This window comes from Acidimicrobiales bacterium (genome assembly GCA_035540975.1).
GTDB lineage: Bacteria > Actinomycetota > Acidimicrobiia > Acidimicrobiales.
Genome location: DATLFN010000046.1, coordinates 1 through 14,939 on the forward strand (window position 1 = coordinate 1; position 14,939 = coordinate 14,939).

General features: G+C 72.8%; 15 protein-coding genes. 7 read left to right on the forward strand and 8 right to left on the reverse strand.

Features of this window, described 5'->3' with window-relative positions; all coding sequences use genetic code 11:
* Nucleotides 1–488 precede the first annotated feature (488 nt).
* On the reverse strand, nt 489–893 hold the full coding sequence (locus VM242_05630; GenBank protein HVM04632.1) for an SCP2 sterol-binding domain-containing protein: 405 nt from the start codon (nt 891–893) through the stop codon (nt 489–491).
* 168 nt (nt 894–1,061) lie between these two features.
* Here VM242_05630 and VM242_05635 point away from each other — a divergent pair, with 168 nt between their 5' ends.
* The 6 genes from VM242_05635 (at nt 1,062) to VM242_05660 (ending at nt 6,537) form a co-directional block, all read left to right on the forward strand.
* On the forward strand, nt 1,062–1,853 hold the full coding sequence (locus VM242_05635) for an alpha/beta fold hydrolase (protein ID HVM04633.1): 792 nt from the start codon (nt 1,062–1,064) through the stop codon (nt 1,851–1,853).
* Nucleotides 1,854–1,863: 10 nt separating this feature from the next.
* Entirely contained in the window at nt 1,864–2,166 is a 303-nt protein-coding gene (gene gatC, locus VM242_05640; GenBank protein HVM04634.1) for an Asp-tRNA(Asn)/Glu-tRNA(Gln) amidotransferase subunit GatC, read from the forward strand.
* A 64-nt stretch (nt 2,167–2,230) separates the two neighbouring features.
* Entirely contained in the window at nt 2,231–3,646 is a 1,416-nt protein-coding gene (gene gatA, locus VM242_05645; GenBank protein HVM04635.1) for an Asp-tRNA(Asn)/Glu-tRNA(Gln) amidotransferase subunit GatA, read from the forward strand.
* A complete protein-coding gene (gene gatB, locus VM242_05650) occupies nt 3,639–5,078 on the forward strand; it encodes an Asp-tRNA(Asn)/Glu-tRNA(Gln) amidotransferase subunit GatB (GenBank protein HVM04636.1) in 1,440 nt (479 codons plus the stop codon). The genes gatA and gatB overlap by 8 nt, the downstream gene beginning before the upstream one ends.
* Nucleotides 5,075–5,959 carry a hypothetical protein gene (locus tag VM242_05655; GenBank protein HVM04637.1) on the forward strand — a complete coding sequence of 295 codons (885 nt, stop codon included), beginning with the start codon at nt 5,075–5,077 and terminating at the stop codon, nt 5,957–5,959. Before gatB ends, VM242_05655 begins: the two co-directional genes overlap by 4 nt.
* A gap of 68 nt (nt 5,960–6,027) precedes the next feature.
* Entirely contained in the window at nt 6,028–6,537 is a 510-nt protein-coding gene (locus VM242_05660) for a CHRD domain-containing protein (GenBank protein HVM04638.1), read from the forward strand.
* Nucleotides 6,538–6,558: 21 nt separating this feature from the next.
* Here VM242_05660 and VM242_05665 read toward each other — a convergent pair whose 3' ends face one another.
* The gene (locus VM242_05665) at nt 6,559–7,032 is read right to left on the reverse strand and encodes a VOC family protein (protein ID HVM04639.1); all 474 of its coding nucleotides are present in this window, start codon (nt 7,030–7,032) and stop codon (nt 6,559–6,561) included.
* 125 nt (nt 7,033–7,157) lie between these two features.
* Nucleotides 7,158–7,586 carry a hypothetical protein gene (locus tag VM242_05670; GenBank protein HVM04640.1) on the reverse strand — a complete coding sequence of 143 codons (429 nt, stop codon included), beginning with the start codon at nt 7,584–7,586 and terminating at the stop codon, nt 7,158–7,160.
* Nucleotides 7,587–7,703: 117 nt separating this feature from the next.
* Here VM242_05670 and ilvD point away from each other — a divergent pair, with 117 nt between their 5' ends.
* Nucleotides 7,704–9,395 carry a dihydroxy-acid dehydratase gene (gene ilvD / locus VM242_05675; protein HVM04641.1) on the forward strand — a complete coding sequence of 564 codons (1,692 nt, stop codon included), beginning with the start codon at nt 7,704–7,706 and terminating at the stop codon, nt 9,393–9,395.
* 60 nt (nt 9,396–9,455) lie between these two features.
* On the opposite strand, the gene VM242_05680 is transcribed toward ilvD, so the two are convergent.
* From VM242_05680 to ugpC, 5 genes are all read right to left on the reverse strand, one after another.
* Nucleotides 9,456–9,884 carry a hypothetical protein gene (locus VM242_05680; GenBank protein HVM04642.1) on the reverse strand — a complete coding sequence of 143 codons (429 nt, stop codon included), beginning with the start codon at nt 9,882–9,884 and terminating at the stop codon, nt 9,456–9,458.
* 134 nt (nt 9,885–10,018) lie between these two features.
* On the reverse strand, nt 10,019–10,840 hold the full coding sequence (locus VM242_05685; protein ID HVM04643.1) for a carbohydrate ABC transporter permease: 822 nt from the start codon (nt 10,838–10,840) through the stop codon (nt 10,019–10,021).
* Nucleotides 10,837–12,222 (reverse strand): ABC transporter permease subunit, encoded by a 1,386-nt coding sequence (locus tag VM242_05690; protein ID HVM04644.1) that lies wholly within the window; start codon nt 12,220–12,222, stop codon nt 10,837–10,839. The genes VM242_05685 and VM242_05690 overlap by 4 nt, the downstream gene beginning before the upstream one ends.
* Nucleotides 12,219–13,544, reverse strand: a complete 1,326-nt coding sequence (locus VM242_05695) for an ABC transporter substrate-binding protein (protein HVM04645.1) — start codon at nt 13,542–13,544, stop codon at nt 12,219–12,221. Before VM242_05695 ends, VM242_05690 begins: the two co-directional genes overlap by 4 nt.
* Nucleotides 13,541–14,809, reverse strand: coding sequence for a sn-glycerol-3-phosphate ABC transporter ATP-binding protein UgpC (gene ugpC / locus VM242_05700; GenBank protein HVM04646.1), 1,269 nt, complete (start codon nt 14,807–14,809; stop codon nt 13,541–13,543). Before ugpC ends, VM242_05695 begins: the two co-directional genes overlap by 4 nt.
* Nucleotides 14,810–14,939: the final 130 nt, after the last annotated feature.

A 14,939-nucleotide genomic window follows, 5' to 3' on the forward strand; every position in this document is an offset into this window, starting at 1 on the left:
GTGCCGGCGCTGCGAGAGCATCGAGTGGCTGCCGGGCGGCTGGTCGGAGCGCCTCGACGACCTCGACTTCTTCTGCTCGGTCTGCGACCGGCTCCTCATCTCCCGCCGGGCGTAGATCATCGACCTCATTCGTTCGCCTCACTCCATTCGGTCGAGTTGGGTGGTGCTCCGGCGGGCGAGCGGAGCTCGCGCCGCCTCCGCCCTGTCCTTTCACCGGTGTCCGCAGCCGTTGAGGCCGCCGATGGCGGCGAGTGCGGCCACGGACCTTTCCGCTGGGAACGCGGCGAACGCTTTCCGGTCACCGGATAGCCACGGCCGTCCTGGCCCGTTCGGGCCATGCGAAAATGGTCCTCGACGCAAAGGGCGGGATGCCCGAGAATTCCGGTGAGCAGGCCCACGGGGTGGCGCTTGCCGAGGCAGCGATCCCCCAGCCGTTGCCGGCGCGAGCCCCCCGTGGGCTCCTGCGCGCCGGGGCGGGACGCCTCGGCTCAGGCGGTGATCTCGGCGATGCGGCGCTGGGCCTCGCCCGCCACCGACTCGGGCGGCGCCTGCACCACCGTCAGCAGCTTGGTCATGTCGCCCTGCACCTTGATCTTGCCCGCCATGAAGTGCTGGATGGCGCTCTGCGGGTCGATGAAGACGGCCTTGGCCGTCTCGTAGTCCAGGGTGATCGACACCTCGGCGTCGTCGAGGTGGCCCGTCTCCAGGTCCAGCTCGCCGCCCGAGGTGTCGAGGTGGGCGTTGATCGTCCCCTCGCCGAAGGGGACGTCGGTGATCACCTGGTTGAGCTTCACGGCGTTCTCGCCGGCCGGCACCTGACCCTTGAACTCCTCACGGATCCTGCGGGCCTCCTCCAGCCACTCGGCGCTGAGGAAGGGGTAGGTCTCGGGCACGGGCGATCTCCTCGGGAGGTGCGGGGCGGTCGGGGAACGCTAGCGCCGCTTCAGGGAACCCTTGCGATGTTCGAAAGCGCTGTGTCCATCGGCGGATCAGGGTCTTTTCGGTCAGCGAACATCGCAAAGGTTCCCTTTCTCGGCGCTAGCGCCGCGTACGGTTGCGGCATGACCGACGGGCCGGCCCGCAGCGACGCCGCCGGGCCGTTCCGGGCGGCGGGCGGGCCGTGCGGCGCCCTGGTCCTCCACGGGTTCACCGGGACGCCGGCGTCGGTGCTCGGGTTGGCGTCCGCCCTGGCCGGCGCCGGGTTCACGGTGGAGGCGCCGCTGCTCCCGGGGCACGGCACGTCGATGGACGACCTGATCGACAAGCGGTGGGAGGACTGGTCGGGCGCCGCCGGGGAGGCGTACGACCACCTGGCCTCGCGCTGCGACCGGGTGGTGGTCGTCGGCCTGTCGATGGGCGGCACGCTGGCGTGCTGGCTGGCGGCCCGTACGCCCGCCGCGCTGGCCGGCGTGGTGTGCGTGAACCCCATGATCGAGCCGCCCGCCCCGTCGTTCCTCGACATCCTGGAAGGCCTGTTGGCCGAGGGCGTCGAGGTCATGCCCGGCATCGGCGGCGACGTCGCCCGCCCCGTCGAGCGGGGGGAGGGCGGGTACCGCGGGACCCCGGTGGCGGCCTCGCTGTCGCTCATGCAGGCCCTGGGCCGGCTCGAGCCCCGCCTCGGGCGCATCCGGTCGCCCCTCCTCCTCTTCACCAGCCGCAAGGACCACGTGGTGCCGCCGTCGAGCAGCGACCTGCTGGCCGAGCGGGTGGCCGGGCCGGTGGAGCGGGTGATCCTCGAGCGCAGCTTCCACGTCGCCACCCTGGACTGGGACGCCGAGCTCATCGAGCGGCGCACCGTCGAGTTCGCGGGGGAGGTGACGGCCGCCGGCGAGGACCGGGTGCCGGTCTCGTAGTCTGGGCTCGGTGTCCGATCGCATCACGCCGGCCGACGTCGCCCACGTCGCCAAGCTCGCCCGCCTGGACCTGACCGAGGAGGAGATGGCCCGCCTCGTCGTCGAGCTGGGTGCCGTGCTCGACCACGCGGCCGACGTCGCCGCCCTGGACACCTCGGGCGTGGCACCGACCGCCCACCCCCTCCCGCTCCGCAACGTCCTCCGCCCCGACGAGCCCCGTCCCGTGCTCGAACGCGACGAGGTGCTGGCCATGGCGCCCAGGGCCGAGGACGGCCGCTTCCGCGTCCCGCCCATCCTCGGGGAGGAGCCGTGACCCGCCCGCGGCGCCGGCGCCCCGCCGATGCGCCGGTGCGACGTCCCGGGCGGTGGGGGCGCCGGTGACCGCCGGGGAGATCGCCGCCGCCGTCCGCCGGGGCGAGCGCACCGCCCGCCAGGTGGTCGAGGACAGCCTGTCCCGGATCGCCGCGGGCGAGGGCGAGCTCCACGCCTTCAACGCCGTGCTGGCCGACCAGGCCCGGGCTGCGGCGGACGCGGTCGACGCCCGGGTGGCGGCGGGCCAGGACCCCGGCCCCCTGGCCGGCGTCCCTGTCGCCCTCAAGGACAACCTGTGCACGCGCGGGGTCCCCACCACGTGCAGCAGCCGCATCCTCGACGGCTGGCGCCCGCCCTACGACGCCACCGTCGTCCAGCGCCTGGCGGCGGCGGGTGCGGTGGTCGTCGGCAAGACCAACCTCGACGAGTTCGCCATGGGGTCGTCCACCGAGAACTCGGCGTTCGGGCCGACCCGCAACCCCCGGGACACCTCCCGGGTGCCGGGCGGGTCGAGCGGCGGCAGCGCGGCGGCGGTGGCCGCCGGCTTCGCCCCGCTCGCCCTCGGCTCCGACACGGGGGGCTCCATCCGCCAGCCCGCCGCCTTCTGCGGTGTCGTGGGCGTGAAGCCCACCTACGGGGTGGTCAGCCGCTACGGCCTGGTGGCGTTCGCCTCGTCGCTGGACCAGATCGGCCCCTTCGCCGCCACGGTGGCCGACGCCGCCCTGCTGCTGGAGGCCATCGCCGGTCACGACCCGATGGACTCCACGTCCATCCCCCGGGCGGCGCCGGCCATCAGCGCCGGGCTGGCCGGCGGCGTCGAGGGCCTGCGCGTCGGCCTCGTGCGCGAGCTGATCACCGGGGTGGACGCCGACGTCGAGGCGTGCGTGCGGCGGGCGGCCGACGCCCTGGCCGACGCCGGCGCCAAGGTGGACGACGTCTCCCTGCCCATGACCGTGCACGGGCTGGCCGCCTACTACCTGATCGCCCCCGCCGAGGCGTCCAGCAACCTGGCCCGCTACGACGGCGTCCGCTACGGGCTGCGGGTGGACGGCTCCGACGTGGCCGCCATGAACGCCGCCACCCGGGGCGCCGGGTTCGGGGCCGAGGTGAAGCGGCGGATCATGCTCGGCACCTACGCCCTGTCGGCCGGGTACTACGACGCCTACTACGGCCAGGCCCAGCGGGTGCGCACCCTGATCATCCAGGACTTCGAGGCCGCCTACGAGCAGTTCGACGTCCTCCTGTCGCCGACGGCGCCGACCACCGCCTTCGCCTTCGGGGCCAGGACGGCCGACCCCCTGACCATGTACATGAGCGACGTGTGCACCATCCCGTCGAACCTGGCGGGTCACCCGGCTCTGTCGCTGCCCTTCGGCGCCGGCGACGACGGGCTGCCGGTCGGCGTGCAGGTGATGGCGCCCGCCCTCGGCGAGCCGGTGATGTTCCGCGTCGCCGCCGCCCTGGAGGCAGCCCGTGGCTGAGACGACGACGCCGGCCCCGCCCTACGAGACGGTGATCGGCCTCGAGGTCCACTGCGAGCTGCGGACGGCCACCAAGCTGTTCTGCGGCTGCCCCAACGCGTTCGGCGACGAGCCGAACACCAACGTCTGCCCCGTGTGCCTGGGGCTGCCCGGGTCGCTGCCGGTGCTCAACCACCAGGCGGTGGAGCTGGCGATGCGGGTGGGCGAGGCCCTGTCGTGCGAGGTGCGGCCCAGCATCTTCCACCGGAAGAACTACTTCTATCCGGACATGCCCAAGAACTACCAGGTCAGCCAGTACGACGAGCCCATCAACGTCGAGGGCCGCCTGGAGCTGCCGGACGGGTCGGTGGTGGGCATCGAGCGGGCCCACATGGAGGAGGACACCGGCAAGAACACCCACGTGGGCGGCAGCGGCCGCATCCACGGCGCCGACTACGCCCTCATCGACTACAACCGGGCCGGCGTCCCCCTCGTCGAGGTCGTGAGCCGGCCCGACCTCCGCTCGGCGACCCAGGCCGTGGACTACGTGCGCGAGCTGCGGGCCATCCTCGTGACAACCGGCGCCTCGGACGGGAAGATGGAGGAGGGGTCGCTCCGCGTCGACGCCAACGTCTCCGTGCGGGCCGGAGGCAGCGACACCCTGGGCACCCGCTGCGAGATCAAGAACCTGAACTCGCTGCGGTCGTTGGTCCGGGCCGTCGAGTACGAGGCGGCCCGCCAGTGGGACCTCCTCCAGGGCGGCGACCGCGTGGTTCAGGAGACCCGCCACTGGAACGAGGACGCCGGCCGCACCACGTCGGGGCGCTCCAAGGAGGAGGCCTACGACTACCGGTACTTCCCCGAGCCCGACCTGCTGCCGCTGGCACCGGAGGAGGAGTGGCGGCACCGCGTGCGGGCCGCCCTGCCCATGCTCCCGGCAGCCCGCCGCCACCGCATCAGCGAGGCCACCGGGGTGGACGCCCCGCTGGCGGCCACCGTCGTGGAGCTCGATCTCGACAGCCTGGTGATGGCCGCCGTCGCCGCCCGGGCCGACGGGCGGCGTGCGGTCAACCGGGCCGTCAACGAGGTGGCGGCCGACCTCGACGCCGCCCGCCGCCTCGACCCGGACGCGTTCACCAAGCTGCTGCGCCTGGAGGACGAGGGCCGCCTCACCGCCACCCAGGCCAAGCAGGTGCTGGCCGAGCTGCTGGCCGGCGGCGGCGACCCCGAGGCGATCGCCGAGGCTCGCGGCTTCGAGGCCCTGGGCGCCGACGCGCTGGCATCGGCCGTCGACGCCGCCGTCGCCGGGAACCCGGCCGAGTGGGAGCGCTTCAAGGCGGGCGACGCCAAGGTGACCGGGTTCTTCGTCGGCCAGGTGATGCGCGCCACCGGCGGCAAGGCGGACGGCAAGGCGGTGACCGCCCTGCTCCGGGAGCGGGCTGCGGCGGGATGAGCGGCGCCCGGCGCCCGGCGGGGACCGACGTCCGCCGCCGGCGCGGCGCGGCGGTCGTCGTCGCATCGCTCCTCCTGGCCGCCGCCTGCGGCGGGGACGACGGTGACGACTCGGCGAGGGAGCCCGACGGCGCCACCACGACCACCACGACCACCACCACGACGGCTGCCGTCCCCACCGTCGCGTCGTCCGGCCCGGCGGCCACCACGACGCCCACGACGTCCGCCCGGGGCGGTCCCACGACGTCGACGGCGCTGCCGGCTACGACGACGACCGCCGCACCCTCCCCGCCCGGCCTCCCGTTCACCACGCCGGGCACCTACCGGTACGCCTCCGCCGGCCAGTTCACGTCCACGCTCACCGGGCCCCAGTCCCGCAACGGGGAGACCACGCTGACCGTCGACCCGCCGTCGGGCTCCGACCAGCGCAGCGTGCGCCGGGCGTTCTCGCGCACCACCGAGCAGGTGCTGCGGCTCGACGCCGGCGGCGCCCACCTCGTCTACCTGCGCTTGACCGACCAGGGGATCGACAAGGAGGTGCGGGCCTCGCCGCCCGTCCTCGCCCTGCCCGCCGACGCCGCCCCCGGCCGCACCTGGACCTGGCGGCTCACCTCGACCGACGGGCTGACCAGCGTCGACTCCACCTTCCGGGCGCTGCGCTCGGAGGTGCTGGCGGTGGGGGACCAGCGGGTCCCCGCCCTGGTGGTCGAGGTCGTGCTCAGCCTGTCGGGCGACATCGTGTCGACCCTCACCCAGACGACGTGGGTCTCCCTGGAGCGGCGTCTCCTGCTCCGCCAGGACGAGGCCTCGGACGGTCGCTTCGGCGTCGTCCGGTTCTCGGGATCGACCAGCGAGACGCTGCTCGCGCTCACGCCCGGCTGACCGGGTCATCCGGTTGCGCCGCACCTCCGTAGAGGCTTCGAGAGTCCCGACGAGGCAGGGGAGCGGACATGAGGAACAAGCTGATCGCAGCCGTGGGCCTGGGTGCCGCGTTCACCGCCGGCGCCGCCCTGGGCCCGCTGGGCGTCGCCGGGGCCGGCCACGCCAACCCGGTGCTGGTGGCCACGCTCGACGGCCGCAGCGAGGTGGCGCCGGGAGCGACGAACAACCGGATCGTGGGCGACCCCGACGGTCGGGGGGAGTTCTACGTGTTCGGCATCGACGGCGATGCGTCCACCCTCTGCTACGTCCTCACGGTCGACGGCATCGCGCCGGCCACGGCCGCCCACATCCACCGCGGCGCCCCGGGCACCGCCGGCGGCGTCGTCGCCTCGCTGGGCGCCCCGACCGACGGGAACGCGGCTGACTGCCTCACCGAGGGCGAGGCGGGCAAGTTCCCCGGCAACCCTCCGGGGATCGTGGCGGAGATCCTCGCCCACCCGGGCGACTTCTACGTGAACGTCCACAACGCCGAGTACCCGGGCGGCGCCGTGCGGGGACAGCTGGCGGCCGAGCGGTAGCCGTCACGCGGCCCCTTGCGCTCAGGCTCCTTCGGCGGCGCGCTCCAGGGCGGCGATGTCGATCTTCTGCATCCGGAGCATGGCCTGGACGGCCCGGTTCGCCCGGCCCTGGTCGGGGTCCCGGAACAGCTCGTGGAGCCGCCTGGGGACGACCTGCCACGACACGCCGTAGCGGTCGGTCAGCCAGCCGCACGGCCCCTCCTTGCCACCGTCGGACAGCCGGCCCCAGTAGTGGTCCACCTCGGCCTGGTCGGCGCACTCGATCTGGAAGGAGATGGACTCGTTGAAGGAGAACTCCGGCCCCCCGTTGAGGCCGACGAACTCCTGGCCGTCCAGCTCGAACGAGACCGTCATCACCGTGCCGGCCGGCCTGGGCATGTTCTCGCCGTAGTGGCTGACGTCGGTGACCCGCGAGTTCGCGAACACGGACGTGTAGAACTCGGCCGCCTCCTGGGCCTCGGTGTCGAACCACAGCCACGGGGTGATCCTGGGCATCGAACCCGTCCTTTCGTCCGTCGGTTCACGCTCTCCACCGGTACAGACGCCAGGACGGGGCCGAAGTCATCGCGCCCTCCCGGGCCGCCGCGGGAGCCCTTTCCCCGCGACGGCGCCCGCGGACCTCAGCGGCTCGGGGTGATCCTCACCACGACCGAGCCGCTCCCCTCGAAGGTGTAGCCCTCCGGGAACTCGGGGTCGGACCCGTCGCTCACCTCGCTGAAGGAGAAGGTGCAGGTGACCGGGTTCTTCACGCCCTTGGCCGACCGGCCCTTGGTGCCGCCCTCTTCGGTGAACGTCTCCACGACGTTCCCGCTCTCGTCGTACACGGTGCCGGTGAAGTCGCCGAAGGCGATCGGTACGAGCACGGCCGTGTCGCCCTCGACCAGACCGGGGGTGAACTGCCCGTTCCCGTTGGTGTTCACCACGTAGGTCTGGCCGTTGTCGCACTCCAGGGGCACCTGGAAGCCCTTCGGGTCGGCGCTCGCGGCACCGACGACCAGCGTCGACGCCATCCCGAGCGCGACGAGCCCACCTGCGATTCGAAGTCCCACTGTTGCCTCCCGTGCCGCCGGGCCACTTCGTGGCGTGTCCCTGAAACCTCGCGGATGGACAGCAATGAGTCAAGTGACAAAAGGGCGAATCATCGCCGGCGGCCTATCCTCGGAGCCATGACGACGCAGAACCGCCCCCGCTCGCGCGAGGTCACCGACGGCTTCGAGCGGGCGCCGGCGCGTGCGATGCTGCGCGCCGTCGGCATGACCGACGACGACTTCGACAAGGCGCAGGTGGGCGTGGCGTCCTCGTGGAACGAGGTCACGCCCTGCAACATGCCCCTCGACGCCCTGGCCAAGCGGGCCAAGGAGGGCGTGCGGGCGGCCGGCGCCTACCCGATCGAGTTCGTGACCATCGCGGTGAGCGACGGGATCTCGATGGGCCACGAGGGCATGCGGGCGTCGCTCGTCAGCCGGGAGGTGATCGCCGACTCGGTGGAGACAATGATGCACGCCGAGCGCTTCGACGCTTTGGTCGCCCTGGCCGGCTGCGACAAGTCGCTGCCCGGCATGCTGATGGCCGCCGCCCGTCTCAACCTGCCGTCGGTCTTCCTCTACGGCGGCTCCATCCTGCCCGGGCGCATCCCCGACGACCCGGCCGAGCGCAACCTCGACATCGTCAGCGTGTTCGAGGCGGTGGGTGCCCGCGCCGCCGGGTCGCTCACCGACGAGGAGCTCTCGCTCATCGAGCGCCACGCCTGCCCCACCATCGGATCGTGCGCCGGCATGTTCACCGCCAACACCATGGCCGCCGTCGGCGAGGCCCTGGGCATGTCGCTGCCCGGCAGCTCGTCGCCGGCGGCCGTCGACCCCCGCCGGGACGACTACGCCAGGCGCAGCGGCGAGGCGGTGGTGGGCCTGCTGGAGGCGAACATCCGGCCCCGCCAGATCCTCACCAGGGAGGCGTTCGAGAACGCCATCGCCGTGGTGATGGCGCTCGGCGGGTCGACCAACGCCGTGCTCCACCTGCTGGCCATCGCCAACGAGGCCCGCGTCGAGCTCAACCTCGAGGACTTCAACCGGGTCGGCCGGCGCACGCCCCACATCGCCGACACCAAGCCGCACGGGCGGTACCACATGGTGGACGTCGACCGGGTGGGCGGCGTCCCCGTCGTGCTCCGCACCCTCCTCGAGGCCGGTCTCCTCCACGGCGACTGCCTCACGGTGACCGGCCGGACGATGGCCGAGAACCTGGCCCGGTTGGACCCACCGGCCCCCGACGGCTCGGTGATCCGCCCGCTGTCCGAGCCCATCCACGCCGACGGCGGCATCGCCGTGCTGCACGGCTCGCTGGCACCCGACGGCTCGGTGGTCAAGGTGGCCGGCATCGACGTCGACCGCTTCGACGGGACCGCCCGGGTGTTCGAGGGCGAACAGGGAGCGCTGGAGGCCGTGCTCGCCGGCGTCATCGAGCCCGGCACGGTGGTCGTCATCCGCTACGAGGGCCCCAAGGGCGGGCCCGGCATGCGCGAGATGCTGGCCGTCACCGGTGCCATGAAGGGCGCCGGCCGGGGCGGGGACTGCGCCCTGCTCACCGACGGCCGCTTCTCGGGCGGCACCCACGGGTTCTGCATCGGCCACGTGGCGCCCGAGGCGGTGGACGGCGGCCCCATCGCCTTCGTCCGCGACGGCGACCGCATCGTGATCGACGTGGTTGCCCGCTCCATCGACCTCCTCGTCGACGACGCCGAGCTGACCCGGCGCAAGGGCGAGTGGAAGCTGCCCCCGCCCCGCTACACCACCGGCGTGCTGGCCAAGTACGCCCGCCTGGTGACGGGCGCCGAGCGGGGCGCGGTCACCGAGCCGTAGCGGCGCGTGGCGGGGCGGGCCGCCACGGCCCGCCCCGCCAGGAGACCCGTGCCTTGGGAGCTACCCGCCGGCGACGCTGAGGTAGGCGCCGATGAGGCGGTCCAGGTAGACGGCGTCGAAGAAGTCGATGCCCTTGCCGTCGTCCGCCTGCTTGGCGCCCTCCTTCTTCAGGGTGCCCTGGGCGGCGGTCGTGTGGGCGTTGACCGTGAACGACGAGGGCACGCCGGCCGCCTCCGCCGCCGCCACCATGGCCGGCACCTGGCTGAGGTCGGCCTCCGGCAGGCCGAACTCCTCGAAGTTCTCCACCGCGTCGGTGAACAGGTCGGTGAGCGTGAGCGTGAACCAACCGTTCGACTTGGCGGCACCGGCCTCGCCCTGCGCGGAGCGGCTGGCGTTGATGCAGTGGAACGCGTACGCCGAGCTCGCCGATCCGACGACGAGGCCCAGCGCCAGCACGGGCGCGGCGAAGAGCTTTCGCTTCAGCGTCATTTGTCCATCCCCCAGGTTCGTGAGAAGCGGTGGGCGCACCCTCCGCGGGGCGTCCGCAGCCCCGAAGGGAAGGTAACACGGCGCGGCCCGATTTGTTGCAAGAAGGACCGTTTTCCCGGACGGCCCGAGGGCGGCTACTTCACCGAGCCGCCGAGGAGGCCGGCCTCGAAGTGGCGCTGGAAGGCGAAGAACACCACCAGCGGCACCGCCATCGACACGAACGACGCCGGGGCGATGATCCCGATGTTGCTGCCGAACTGGCCCAGGCGGCGGCCGATGGCGACGGTGAGCGGCGGGCTGTCACCGGCGAAGATCAGCGCCACCAGCAGGTCGTTCCACACCCAGAGGAACTGGAAGATGCCCAGGGCGGCGATGGCGGGGGCGCCCAGGGGCAGGACGATGCGCAGGAAGATCCGCCACTCCGACGCCCCGTCCAGCCGGGCGGCCTCGAACAGGTCCCGGGGGAGCCCGGCGAAGAAGTTGCGCAGCAGGAACACGGCGAACGGGAGGCCGAAGGCGACGTGGAAGAGCACGACGGCGGGGATGCCCTCGATGCCGAGGCGCCGGTAGAGCTGGAACACCGGGATCAGCGCCATCTGGAGCGGCACCACCAGGAGGCCGACGACGACCAGGAACAGCGCGTCGCGGCCCGGGAAGCGCATCCATGCGAAGGCGTACCCGGCCATGGAGGCGACGAGGACGACGAGGACGGCCGACGGCACGGTGATCAGGACGGTGTTCCACACGCTGTCGACCAGTTCCGAGTTCTCGAAGAAGCCGCGGTACGACTCGATGGTCAGCTCGGCCGGCTTCGTCAGTCCCTGCCACCATCCCGAGCGCCCGTAGGTCTGGACGGGGCGCAGGCTGGTGACGAACAGGCCGAGCGTCGGTACGAGCCAGAACACGGCGACGACCACGAGCACGGCGTGGACGGCACTCCGGCGCAGCAGCCTCACCGGCGCTCCTCGTCGATGCGGAACCGGCGGATGTTGAACGCCAGGACGGGGACGACCAGGACGAACAGGAACACCGCGATGGCGGCGCCCAGCCCGCGGTTGCCGGCCCCGGTGAACGCGGTGCGCCACATCTCCAGGGCGATCACGTTGGCCTCGTCCTGCACCGCCCCGGGGGCGATGGCGAACACCAGGTCGAACATCTTCAGCGCGTTGATCGTCATGGTGATGAACACCACGCCGAGCACGGGCCCGAGGAGGGGCACGGTGACCTTCCGGAACACCGTCCACTCCGATGCCCCGTCCACCCGGGCGGCCTCCAGCAGCTGCCGGTCGATGGCGGCCAGCCCGGCACCGATGGTCACCATGGCGAAGCCCGCCCACACCCAGACGGCGGCGATGATGGCGGCCGGCGTCACCAGGCTCTCGCCCAGCCACGAGATGCCCTGCCACGGCGGCCGGAACTCGCTGGCCGCCACCCGCACGGAGTAGTCGCCCGGCTCGACGCCGGAGAAGCGGAAGGAGCCGTCGTCCCCGGTGGTGGCGGTGCCCACCTCGTCACCGGCCGCCGACACGAGCGAGACGGTGACGGCGGGCACGCCGTCCTCGCCGTCCTCGACCACGCCCTTCTCGTCGTCGCCCGGCCGCACGTCGCGCCAGACCACGCCGGCGACGGTGCCCGCCTCGGCCACGGGGTCGGCGGCCTGGGCGGCCGACGACGCCACCTGGTCACTGCGGAGGCGGAGGAGCCCGATGCGGGCGACCCCGCCGCCGTCGCCGACCGCCACCGGCGCCTCCAACCCCCGGTCGCTCCGGACGCGGAAGGCGTCGGGCAGCGACGGCACGGCGCCCGCCAGCTCGCCGGGGGGCGACAGGGCGGAGCGGGGGATGTCGAGCACGGCGTTGATCACGCCCCGGTCGGGGTCGCTCTCGTAGACGATGCGCCAGATGACCCCCGACGCCAGCAGGGAGATGGCCATGGGCAGGAAGACGATCGTCTTGAACGCCGTCTTCCACGACACCTTGTCGGAGAGCACGGCCAGGACGAGCCCGACGGTGACGACGAGCGCCGGGAAGGCCGCCACCCAGAAGAAGCTGTTCACCATGGCCCGGCGCATGCGCCGCAGCTCGAACATGGTCCGGTAGTTGTCCAGGCCGACGAACTCGTCGCCGGCCACGTTGTACAGGCTCCGGATGGCGGTGGCGATCGCCGGCCACACCACGAAGGCGCCCAGCAGGAGCAGGGCGGGCAGGAGGAAGATGCCGGCCAGCAGGACGGCAGCGCCTCGCCCGCCGTCGCCGGGCCGGCGGATGTGCGGCCGGCCCGGCTTGGTGGTCGCCAGAGAGGGCGGGACCGAGGTGGCCGCCGCCCCCGTCGCCGTCATTCGGTCGTGGCCGCCTTGGCCTCGTCCTCCAGGCGCTGGGTCACCTGGTCGACGTTGTTCGGGTTGCCCATCCAGTCCTGGAGGCGACCCCAGATGCCCGCGCCCTTGGTGGCCCCCAGGGCGGCGGGGACGGTGTCGGAGAGGTCGAAGCGGAACGTCTCCGCCTCCACCAGCTGCCGCGCCGCCTCGCGGGCGATGTCGTCGGGGTACACCGACAGGTCCACGTCCTTGTTGGGGGACGAGAACCCGCCCAGCTTCGCCCACACCTCGGCCGCCTCACCGGTGGCGAGGTACTCGATGAGCTCGCGCACGGCGGGGCGGTCCTTCAGCATGACGACGACGTCGCCGCCGCCCACGATGGCGGGGTCGGACCCGTCGACGGACGGGAAGGCGAAGAAGTTGTAGTCCTCCTCCGCCTTGGCGTCGGTCTCCTCCCGGATGGTGTTGGCCACGAAGTCGCCCTCGTAGACGGTGGCCGCCTCGGGCGGCGAGCCGAAGACCTGCTTCACGCTGTCCTCGAAGGTGACCTGGAGCGCCCCGGACAGGCCCTTGTTGACGAAGGCGTCGTTGCCGATCATCTCCTTCATCTTGTTGAGGGCGTCCTTCACGCTCTGGTCGGTCCACGGGATCTCGTGGGCCGCCAGCTGGTCGTACTTCTCGGGCCCGGACATGCGCAGGTAGACGTTCTCGAACCAGTCCGAGAGCACCCAGCCGTCGGCGGCCCCCACCGCGAGCGGCTTGGTGCCGGCGTCGAGCAGGTCCTGCGACGCCGCCACCCAGTCCTCCCACGTCTCCGGCGGCTCGAGCTCGGCCTGCTCCCAGGCGGGCACGCTGTACCAGACGGTCGACTTGTTGGCCGCCTTGAACCACACGCCGTAGAGCTTGCCGTCGTGCGACCCGAGCTCGTTCCACACCGCGGCGTAGCGCTCCTCGACCTGGTCGCCCACGAACTCGTCGATGGGCAGGAGGGCGTTGCGCTCCGCCAGGTCGACCAGGAGGCCGGGCTGGGGGAGCTGGGCCACGTCGGGCGGGTTCCCGCCCTCGACCCGGGTCGACAGGATGGTGGGCAGGTCGTCGCCCACGCCCTGCAGGTTGACCTTGATGCCCGTCTCCTCGGTGAACGCGGCCATGACCTCCTGGGCTGCCTCCAGCTCGGCGCCGGTCCACTTGGCGATCATCTCGACCGTGTCGCCGGTGCCGGCGGCGCCGCCGGTCGTGTCGGTGGCCTCCTCGTCGTCGTCGCCCCCGCCGCAGGCGCCCGCCGCCAACGCCATGACGCTCAGCAGCGCCACCAGCCGCGGCCATCTCCCGTTTCTCGTCACTGCTCGGCTCCTTCCGATGTGGGCGGGGACCCTCGTGGTCCCGTGCCGCCGCCCTGCCCCCCGATCGACGCCCCCGTGCCCAGGTCGAAGAAGTGGAACCGGGCGGTGTCCACCACGACCTCGAGTCGCTCCCCCTGCCTGGCCGCCGTGCGCGGGCCGCACCGGGCCACCATGTTCGCCCTGGCCGACGCCGTGGCGTCGGCCAGCTGGCGCGCCTGCTCGGCGTCCACGTCCTCGGCCAGCTCGCGGGTCTCCTCCGTGACGACCGGCGGCGCGTCCACCTCGAAGTGCACGAAGACGTCCGACCCCATGGCCTCGACCAGGTCGGCGGTGACCGACAGCCGCCGGTCGGCGGGCGCGTCGCCCGCCAGGGCGGCGTCCTCCATGTCCTCGGGACGGATCCCCGCCGCCACCGCCCGGCCCCGGTACGAAGCGAGCGCCGGCCGCCCGGCCGTCACCTTGTCGTCGAGGCGCAGCCGCCGGCTCCCCATCCGCAGCCACCAGCCGTCGCCGCCGCCGTCCTCGATGGTCGCCTCCACCAGGTTCATGGCGGGGGAACCGATGAACCCGGCCACGAACAGGTTGACGGGGTCGTCGTAGAGCTCCTGGGGCGTGGCGACCTGCTGGAGGACGCCCTTGCGCATCACCGCCACCCGGTCGCCGAGCGTCATGGCCTCGGTCTGGTCGTGGGTGACGTAGATCGTGGTGACGCCCAGGTCGGCCTGGATACGCCCGATCTCCGCCCGCATCTGGACGCGCAGCTTGGCGTCGAGGTTGGAGAGCGGCTCGTCCATCAGGAACGCCTGTGGCTCGCGCACGATGGCCCGGCCCATCGCCACCCGCTGGCGCTGCCCGCCCGACAGGGCGCGCGGCTTGCGCTTCAGCAGCTCCTCGAGGTCGAGGATGCGGGCCGCCTCACGCACCCGCCGGTCGACCTCGTCCCTGGGCACCTTGCGCAGGCGCAGGCCGAAGGCGATGTTCTCGAACACGCTGAGGTGCGGGTACAGGGCATAGCTCTGGAACACCATGGCGATGTCCCGGTCCTTGGGCGCCACGTCGTTGACGACCCGGCCGCCGACCCGCACCTCGCCGCTGCTGATGTCCTCCAGCCCGGCGACCATGCGCAGGGCGGTGGTCTTGCCGCAACCCGAGGGCCCGACCAGCACCATGAACTCGCCGTCGCCGATGGCGAGGTCGAGATCGTCGACGGCCGTGGTGCCGTCCGGGTACACCTTCGAAACGTCGTCCAGGACGACCTCGGCCACGCTGCGCTCCGTCGGCACCGGTTCACCCGGGGGCAGGGCCGCCCGCGAGTGTGAGGCGCCTGTACCCAGCCTGACACCTTCCGACACGATGGCGGCGGATCTGCCGCCTGCGCGGCGGCGACGCGCCCCG

What these genes read in the sequence shown, in the direction of transcription:
- VM242_05635 (HVM04633.1), top strand. Translation starts at nt 1,062, where the DNA reads ATGACCGACGGGCCGGCCCGCAGCGACGCCGCCGGGCCGTTCCGGGCG.
- VM242_05655 (HVM04637.1), top strand. Translation starts at nt 5,075, where the DNA reads ATGAGCGGCGCCCGGCGCCCGGCGGGGACCGACGTCCGCCGCCGGCGC.
- VM242_05660 (HVM04638.1), top strand. Translation starts at nt 6,028, where the DNA reads ATGAGGAACAAGCTGATCGCAGCCGTGGGCCTGGGTGCCGCGTTCACC.
- VM242_05665 (HVM04639.1), bottom strand. Translation starts at nt 7,032, where the DNA reads ATGCCCAGGATCACCCCGTGGCTGTGGTTCGACACCGAGGCCCAGGAG.
- ilvD (HVM04641.1), top strand. Translation starts at nt 7,704, where the DNA reads ATGACGACGCAGAACCGCCCCCGCTCGCGCGAGGTCACCGACGGCTTC.
- VM242_05680 (HVM04642.1), bottom strand. Translation starts at nt 9,884, where the DNA reads ATGACGCTGAAGCGAAAGCTCTTCGCCGCGCCCGTGCTGGCGCTGGGC.
- VM242_05690 (HVM04644.1), bottom strand. Translation starts at nt 12,222, where the DNA reads ATGACGGCGACGGGGGCGGCGGCCACCTCGGTCCCGCCCTCTCTGGCG.